This window comes from Streptomyces sparsus (genome assembly GCF_054776295.1).
Genome location: NZ_BAAHCA010000114.1, coordinates 1 through 9,091, shown reverse-complemented (window position 1 = coordinate 9,091; position 9,091 = coordinate 1). Strand labels below are relative to the sequence as shown.

Sequence of the window (9,091 nt, the reverse complement as noted above, 5' to 3'; positions counted from 1 at the left end):
GCGCCCGGGCTCCCCGCGCTCGGTCTCCCTGCGCTCCGTCTCCCTCCGGCCGGGCTCCCGCCGCTCGGGTGCCGGCAGCAGCTGGGCCGGCTGCGGCGCGGCCTCCAGCACCGTCCCGTTCTGCTCCGCGTCGCCGACCGAGGCATCACCGAGCTGGCCGTAGGCGGTGGCCAGCAGCAGCTCCGGCGGGTGCGGCGGCAGGTACAGCGTGAACGTCGAGCCACGGCCCGGTTCACTGACGGCGTGGATCTCGCCGCCCAGCAACCGCGCGATCTCCCGGCTGATGGACAGGCCCAGGCCGGTGCCCCCGTACTTGCGGCTGGTCGTGCCGTCGGCCTGCTTGAACGCCTCGAAGATGACCCGCATCTTGTTCTGCGCGATGCCGATGCCGGTGTCCGTCACGGAGAAGGCGATCAGCTCCGCGTCGGCGTCCCGCAGCGAACCGGCCTCCAGCATCTGCTCCCGGATGGCCGCCGGCACGTCCGACTTCGCCGAGCGGATGACCAGCTCCACGGCCCCGCTGTCGGTGAACTTCACCGCGTTGGACAGCAGGTTGCGCAGAACCTGGAGCAGGCGCTGCTCGTCGGTGTGCAGCGTCGCCGACAGCTCCGGTGACACCCGCACGGAGAAGTCCAGGCTCTTCTCCGCGGTCAGCGGCCGGAAGGTCGCCTCCACGTAGTCGACCAGCTGCACCAGTGCGATCCGGGTGGGACTGACGTCCATCTTGCCCGCCTCGACCTTCGACAGGTCGAGGATGTCGTTGATCAGCTGGAGCAGGTCGGAGCCGGCGCCGTGAATGGTCTCCGCGAACTCGACCTGCTTCGGCGACAGGTTCTCCTCCGCGTTGTCCGCGAGCAGCTTGGCCAGGATGAGCAGCGAGTTCAGCGGGGTGCGGAGCTCGTGCGACATGTTGGCCAGGAACTCCGACTTGTAGCGCATGGAGACGGCGAGCTGCTCGGCACGCTCCTCGAGCACCTGCCGCGCGTCCTCGATCTCGGAGTTCTTGATCTCGATGTCGCGGTTCGTCTGGGCGAGCTGCGCCGCCTTCTCCTCCAGCTGGGCGTTGGAGTCCTCCAGGGCCTTCTGCCGGCTCTCCAGCTCGATCGAGCGGTCCTGGAGCTGCTCGGTCAGCTCCTGCGACTGCTCCAGCAGCACCTCGGTCTTGGTGTTGACGCTGATGGTGTTGACGCTGGTGGCGATCATCTCCGCGATCTGGCTCAGGAAGTCCTTCTGGATCTGGGTGAACGGCTGGAACGCGGCCAGCTCCACCACCCCGAGCACCACGGACTCGAACACCACCGGCAGCACGATCACGTGGGCGGGCGCCGCCTCACCGAGACCGGAGGTGATCTTCAGATAGCCGGGCGGGGTGTTCTCCATCAGGATGGTGCGCTGCTCCACGGCAGCGGTACCGATGAGCGACTCCCCCGGCGCGAAGGACGTCGGCATGGCGCCCTGCTTGTAGCCGTAGGAGCCGAGCAGGCGCAGCTCGTACGAGCCGTCGGCGCCCTGCCCGACACCGACGTCCTCGGTGCGGCCGCCGTCCGGCACCGCCAGGAAGAAGGCCCCGTGCTGCGCGGACACCGCCGGGGTCAGCTCGCTCATGATGAGCTGGGCGACGTCCTTGAGGTCGCGGCGGCCCTGCATCAGGCCGGAGATGCGCGCCAGGTTGCCCTTCAGCCAGTCCTGCTCCTGGTTGGCCAGGGTCGTCTCGCGCAGGTTGCTGATCATCTCGTTGATGTAGCCCTGGAGCTTGAGGATCTCACCGGCCGCGTCCACGTCGATCTTCACGCCGTGGTCGCCGCGGGTGACCGCGGTGGCGACCTCGGCGATCGCCCGGACCTGGCGGGTCAGGTTGCCCGCCATCTCGTTCACCGACTCGGTGAGGTCCTTCCACGTGCCGGCCACGTCGCGCACCCGGGCCTGGCCGCCGAGCTGCCCCTCGGTGCCCACCTCGCGGGCGACCCGCGTGACCTGCTCCGCGAACGACGACAGCTGGTCCACCATCGTGTTGATCGTCGTCTTCAGCTCCAGGATCTCGCCCCGGGCCTCGATGTCGATCTTCTTGGTGAGGTCGCCCTTGGCGATGGCCGTCGTGACCTGGGCGATGTTGCGCACCTGACCGGTCAGGTTGTTCGCCATGCCGTTGACGGACTCGGTGAGGTCCTTCCACGTGCCGGACACTCCCGGCACCCGGGCCTGCCCGCCGAGAATGCCCTCGGTGCCCACCTCGCGGGCCACCCGGGTCACCTCGGCCGCGAACGACGACAGCGTCGTCACCATCGTGTTGACGGTGTCGGCGAGCTGCGCGACCTCACCGCTGGCCTCGACCGTGACCTTCTTCGTCAGGTCACCGCTTGCGACCGCGCCCGCGACCTGCGAGATGTTCCGGACCTGCGACGTCAGGTTGTTCGCCATCAGGTTGACGTTCTCGCTGAGGTCCTTCCAGATGCCGGTGACGCCGGGCACCTGGGCCTGGCCGCCCAGCCGCCCCTCGGTGCCGACCTCGCGGGCGACCCGCGTGACCTGCTCGGCGAACGACGAGAGCTGATCCACCATCGTGTTGACGGTGGTCACCAGCGCCAGGATCTCGCCCTTGGCGTCCACAGTGATCTTCTTGGAGAGGTCGCCCTCGGCGACCGCGGTGGTCACCTCGGCGATGTTGCGCACCTGCGAGGTCAGGTTGTTGGCCATGCCGTTGACGGACTGGGTGAGGTCCTTCCAGGTGCCCGAGACGCCCTTGACCTCGGCCTGCCCGCCGAGAATGCCCTCGGTGCCGACCTCGCGGGCGACCCTGGTGACCTGCTCGGCGAACGAGGACAGCTGGTCCACCATCGTGTTGATCGTCGTCTTGAGTTCGAGGATCTCCCCTCGGGCGTCGACGTCGATCTTCTGCGACAGGTCACCGCGCGCCACCGCGGTGGCGACCTGCGAGATGTTGCGGACCTGCGCGGTGAGGTTGCCGGCCATGCCGTTCACCGAGTCGGTCAGGTCCCGCCACACGCCGGCGACCCCCGGCACCTGCGCCTGCCCGCCGAGGCGTCCCTCGGTGCCCACCTCACGCGCCACCCGCGTCACCTGGTCGGCGAAGGCGGACAGCTGGTCGACCATCGTGTTGATCGTCGACTTCAGCTCGAGGATCTCCCCTCGGGCGTCCACCTCGATCTTCTGCGACAGGTCACCGCGCGCCACCGCGGTCGTCACCTGTGCGATCTGCCGGACCTGCGAGGTCAGGTTGCCCGCCATGAAGTTGACGGAGTCGGTGAGGTCCTTCCACGTCCCGGAGACGCCGTCCACCCGGGCCTGGCCGCCGAGGCGGCCCTCGGTGCCGACGTCCCTGGCCATCCGCGTCACCTGCTCGGCGAACGACGACAGCTGGTCGACCATGGTGTTCACGGTGTTCTTCAGCTGGAGCATCTCGCCGGAGACGTCCACCGTGACCTTCTGCGACAGGTCACCGTTGGCCACCGCCGTCGTCACCTGCGCGATGTTGCGCACCTGGCCGGTGAGGTTGCGGAACGCCGTGTTGACGGAGTCGGTGAGGTCCTTCCAGGTGCCCGCGGCGCCCGGCACCTGCGCCTGGCCGCCCAGCTCACCCTCCACCCCGACCTCCCGGGCGACCCGGGTGACCTCCGCGCCGAACGCGGAGAGCTGGTCGACCATGGTGTTCACGGTGTTCTTCAGCTCCAGCATCTCGCCGGAGACGTCCACCGTGACCTTCTGCGACAGGTCACCGTTGGCCACCGCCGTCGTCACCTGCGCGATGTCCCGCACCTGCGCGGTGAGGTTGCGGAACGCGGAGTTCACCGAGTCGGTGAGGTCCTTCCAGATGCCGCCCGCGCCCGGCACCTGCGCCTGGCCGCCGAGCACGCCCTCGGTGCCGACCTCGCTGGCGGCCCGTGTCACCTCGTCCGCGAAGGTGCGCAGCGTCTCGGTCATCGTGTTGATCGTCTCGGCGAGCTGGGCGACCTCACCGCGCGCGTTGACCGTCACCTTCTGCGACAGGTCACCGCTGGCGACGGCGGTGGTCACCCGGGCGATCTCCCGCACCTGCGAGGTGAGGTTGCCCGCCATCAGGTTGACCGAGTCGGTGAGGTCCTGCCAGACGCCCGCGACACCCTCCACCCGGGCCTGGCCGCCGAGCTCCCCCTCGGTGCCGACCTCCCGGGCCACTCGGGTGACCTCGGACTGGAACGACGAGAGCTGGTCGACCATCGTGTTGACGGTGTTCTTGAGCTCCAGCATCTCGCCGGCCACGTGCACGGTGACCTTGCGGGACAGGTCGCCCTTGGCGACCGCCGTCGTCACCAGCGCGATGTCACGCACCTGGGCGGTCAGGCGGGACGCCATCGTGTTGACGGAGTCCGTCAGGTCCTTCCAGGAGCCGGACATGCCGCGCACCTTCGCCTGACCGCCGAGTTTGCCCTCGGTGCCGACCTCGCTGGCGACGCGCGTCACCTCGTCGGTGAACACCGACAGCTGGTCCACCAGGCCGTTGACCGTCCGGCCGACCTTGAGGAACTCTCCGCGGAGCGGTTGCCCGACACCGTCGGCCGTGTGCACCCGCAGGTCCATGCGCTGCTCGAGGTCACCCTCGGCGACCGCGGCCAGTACCCGCCCGACCTCGGAGACCGGACGCACCAGGTCGTCGACGAGCGCGTTGGACGCGTCGATGGCCGTCGCCCAGGAGCCCTCGCTGGCGCCGCACTCCAGCCGCTCGGTGAGCTTGCCCTCCCGGCCCACGACCCGGCGGACCCGCGTCAGCTCGTTGGTGAGGTGCAGGTTGCGATCGGCGACCTCGTTGAAGATCGCTGCGATCTCCGCCATGGGGCCGTTGCCGGCGACGGTGAGGCGACGGCGGAAGTTGCCGTCGCGCATCGCCAGCAGCGCCGAGCGCAACCGGTCGACGGCTGCCGCGTCGACCTCCACCGTCCCGCTCTTCCGGGACCGTCCGCCCTTCGCGCGCGTTGTCGTACCTCGCGCCGCTCCGCCGCCAGACTCCACCGTGTCCCTCCCGCAGGGGTTGACCTTTGCGCCCGGGTACCTCTTCGAGCCTTCCCAGTGTTTCACCCCGTCCGAACCAGGCGATAACAGTTCGGCAGCATCGCACATCGACGGCTCTGAACGGGTCCGGGGGGAAAACACCCCATCCGGCGCCCACGCACCCCGCGAACGTAAGTAACCTGGCCTCCGGCTGTCCATCCCGTCCGGGGTCCCGGGCTCGGGTTGATGTCCCCACCGACGGCGGGATGCGGGCGGTGGAGCGAGCACGACGGGCAATGAAGGGGCGCCGCGGTGGAAGAGCAGAGCGCCGAGCAGCGGGGGCGGATCGGCCGTGTGGGTGCCCAGCGGGGACCGCTCACGCAGGCGCACAGGGACGGCGACGTCAGTACACCCATGGGGAGACAAGTGATCACCGCACGGGCCGCGGCAACCTTCCAGCCGGTCGGGCGCTCGGTCGCGACCGCCCGGGGATTCGTGCGGGACACCCTCCAGGGATGGGGGCTCACCGACATCATCGACGACGCCGTCGTCCTCACCAGCGAACTGGTGACCAACGCGGTGGTGCACGCGGGCACCGCCGCGGAGGTGCTGTGCCTGCGGGACGCCGAGGGCGCCCGCATCGAGGTCGCCGACCGGTACCCGGACCGCGAGGTGCCGATGCACGACGTGAACCAGGCCCACCCGGGGCCGGACCGCGAGGGCGGCCGGGGCCTGCTGCTGTGCGCCGCGCTGGCCACCCGGTGGGGTGTCGACTACGCGTCCACCGAGAAGCGCGTCTGGTTCCGCCTCGACCTGCCGCAGCGACCGGTGGGCATGCGCAGCTCCGGCCCCGAGGTCCCGGACTCCGCCCTGCCGGTGGCCGTCTCCCATGTCCGGGTCGCCGTGGTGCAGGTCGACCGGGCCGGCCTCATCGCCGCTTGGAACGACGACGCCCACGACCTGTTCGGCTATCCGCCCGAGCAGGTCGTCGGCAAACCGCTCAACGACTTCGCCGCGTGGCCGCACACGCCGGGCACCGGGACGGGCATCGCCGAGGCGCTGGCGTTCTCCCGCTGGGAGGGCACCTACGGCTTCCGTGACGCACAGGGCCGGACCGTTCCCGTCTACGCCTCCCACCTGCGGGTGCGCGACCCGGAGGGCGAACCGTCCACGGTGTGCCTGCTGGTGCCCGACCACGAACGCGCGGTGCTCGCCTCCCCGCAGCGGGTCCCGGCGACCGAGCCCGCCGGTTCCCAGGACGGCCGGGAGCGCTCCTCCACGGACCCGTTCGAGGTGTTCATCGGCTCACCGCCGCCGGAGGACCTCGACGGGCTGCTGCAGCGGACGGTGGAACGCGCCCGGGACATGCTGGACGGCGACGCCGCGTTCCTGCTGCTCGCCACCGACGACGAGACGGAACTGGAGGTGCGCGCCTCCACCGGCCTGCCGTCGGCCCGGCAGCGCTTCGCCCGCGTCCCGGTGGAGGCCGGCAGCGGACGGTACGGCAGCGCCCGGATGCCGTCCGTGCACGAGGACCTGACGGCCGTGCCCGGGGCGGTGCCCCTGCTCACCGGCACGGGCATGCGGTCCGTCGTGACGGTCCCGCTCAAGGTCGAGGGCCGGCTCACGGGCTCCCTCGGAGTCGCCGCCGAGACGTCCGGCCGCTACACCAACGAGGAGGCGCTGCGCCTCCAGTTCGCCGCCGACCGCATCGCGCTGGCCGTGGAGTCGGCACGGCTCACCGAGCTGGAGCGGCTGCGCCGGGGCTCGTTGTCCTTCCTCGTCGAGGCGTCGGACCTGCTGGCGGGCACTCTCGACCGCGATCAGACGCTGGCCCTGATGGCCCAGATGACGGTTCCGACACTCGCCACCTGGTGTGCCGTCTACACCATTGCCGATCAGGCGTCCGAGCCCGAACTCTCCTACGTGCTGCACGAGGACGAGGACCGCATCGACGGCCTGAAGGCGCTGCTGGCGAAGGTCGACCCGCCGGACCCGGTGCCCACGCCGGGTGCGCGCGGCTGGACCGCGCCGAGCGACGCGGCGCACTCCAGCGCCCTGCGCAACTCGCTGCGCAGTCTGCTGTTGGACGAGCCGGCGCTGCCCGCGCCGGGCACCACGCTGGCCACCGCCTCGGCGGTGGGCGGTGAGACGGTGGTGCTGCCGCTGGTGGCCCGCAACCGGGTCATCGGCATGATCACGCTGGGCAAGCCGACCGACGAACGCTTCCGGCAGGAGATCCTGGAGCTGGCCGAGGACCTGTCCCGGCGTGCCGCGCTCGCCCTGGACAACGCCCGGTTGTACTCGGAGCGCACGGCCATCAGCCAGTCCCTCCAGCGCAGCCTGCTGCCACCGGAGCTGCCCGACGTGCCGGGCGTCGAGGTCGAGGTGATCTACCGGGCGGCCGGCGAGGGCAACGAGGTGGGCGGCGACTTCTACGACCTCTTCCCTATCCGGGACGGCGCCTACGGATTCGCCATCGGTGACGTCTGCGGCACCGGCCCCGAGGCGGCCGCCGTGACGGGCCTGGCGCGGCACGCGCTGCGGCTGCTGGCCCGGGAGGGCTTCGGCGGGCCGGCGGTCCTGGAGCGGCTCAACGCGGCCATTCTCGACGAGGGGGCGCGGAGCCGCTTCCTCACCCTGCTCTACGGCGAGTTGTGGCCGCAGGAGGACGGCAGCGCACTGCTCAAGGTGGTGTGCGCCGGACATCCGCTGCCGCTGCGCCTGCGGCCGGACGGCCACGTCGAACCGGCCGCCGAACCCCAGCCGTTGCTGGGCGTGATGGACGATCTGGAGCTGTACGAGCAGACGTTGACGCTGGAACCGGGCGACGTCCTGCTGTGTGTCACGGACGGCGTGACGGAGCGCCGGGAGGGCACCCGCATGCTCGGCGACGACGGCCTGGCCGAATGCCTGACGACCTGCACGGGGTTGACCGCCGGCGCGGTGGCCGCCCGCATCATGCGGGCCGTCGAGCGTTTCGCCGCCGACGCCCCGTCGGACGACATGGCGATTCTGGCGATGCGCGTCCCCGCTTGACGCGGCGGGTGCTTCCGGCGGCCGGACGACCGGCCCGGAACGCGGATATGGCCCCCGCCGGTGAGGCGGGGGCCATATCTGTGCGGAGCCCCAAAACGGAATCGAACCGTTGACCTTCTCCTTACCATGGAGACGCTCTGCCGACTGAGCTATTGGGGCGCGTCGACGTCAGAAAGCATACCTGACGCCCGGGTGTGCCCCACACCGGCGCGGGCACCGAACGCCCGGGGCCGGTGGGCTCAGACGGGTTCCCTCAGCAGGCCCCCGAGTGCCTTGCAGGCGGACACGATGCGCTGGAGTTCGCGTCGGGTGATGTCCTCGTGCACGGGCAGGGCGAGCGACTCACTCGCGGCCCGTTCGGTCTCGGGCAGCCACAGCTCGGCACGGAAGTCGCGAGTGCGGTGCGCGGGTGTCGGTATCGGCACGCGGCCGACCACTCCCCTGGCCCGGAGCGCGTATCGGAACGCGTCCCGGTCGGGACGACCGTTGCCCGGCACGCGCACCACGTACTGCTCGTAGGTGTGCTCCACGCCCGGGGCGACGAGCGGTGTGACGACGCCGGTGAGGCGGGAGTCCAGGTAGGCGGCGGCCTGCTGCCGGCGCCGCACGGCGGCACCGCTGACCTGCCCGAGCGGCGTCTCCGTCTCGACCAGGCGCAGGCCGTGGCGCTCGGCCAGGGCGTACAGGCAGACCATGTCCGCGGGATGGCCGAAGAGGTGCACGGGCACCACGGCCGCGGTGCGATCGGTCACGGCCGCCTCGACCGCCTGCGGGGAAAGGCAGAAGCTCGCCGGGTCGATGTCCACGAAGACCGGCACGGCGCCGACGTCCCGTACGGCCTGCGCGGCTCGCTCGCCCCCGTACGACGGGAGGATCACTTCGTGTCCCCGGCCTATGCCGGCTGCCGTCAGCTGTGTCGTCCCCATGCCGCGATGCTCGTCGCCGGACATGAACGGCCGGTGTCCGAACGCAAAAAGGCCCGGGTCCCTGGAATGAATTCCAGGGACCCGGGCCCAATAATTGTTCGGCGGCGTCCTACTCTCCCACACGCTCCCGCATGCAGTACCAT

At 70.8% G+C, this 9,091-nt stretch carries 3 protein-coding genes and 1 tRNA gene; 1 reads left to right on the top strand and 3 read right to left on the bottom strand.

What is annotated here, in order from left to right; all coding sequences use genetic code 11:
- A partial coding sequence (locus tag ACYVE9_RS08955) for a HAMP domain-containing protein (RefSeq protein WP_461027212.1) occupies nucleotides 1-4,929 on the bottom strand: 4,929 nt, incomplete at its 3' end.
- A gap of 468 nt (nucleotides 4,930-5,397) precedes the next feature.
- Here ACYVE9_RS08955 and ACYVE9_RS08950 point away from each other — a divergent pair.
- Complete coding sequence (locus ACYVE9_RS08950) at nucleotides 5,398-8,022, top strand: SpoIIE family protein phosphatase (protein WP_461027213.1); 2,625 nt, start codon at nucleotides 5,398-5,400, stop codon at nucleotides 8,020-8,022.
- A gap of 86 nt (nucleotides 8,023-8,108) precedes the next feature.
- On the opposite strand, the gene ACYVE9_RS08945 is transcribed toward ACYVE9_RS08950, so the two are convergent.
- Nucleotides 8,109-8,181 (bottom strand) — tRNA-Thr (locus ACYVE9_RS08945).
- 80 nt (nucleotides 8,182-8,261) lie between these two features.
- Entirely contained in the window at nucleotides 8,262-8,948 is a 687-nt protein-coding gene (locus ACYVE9_RS08940) for a DegT/DnrJ/EryC1/StrS family aminotransferase (protein ID WP_461027211.1), read from the bottom strand.
- Nucleotides 8,949-9,091 lie beyond the last annotated feature (143 nt).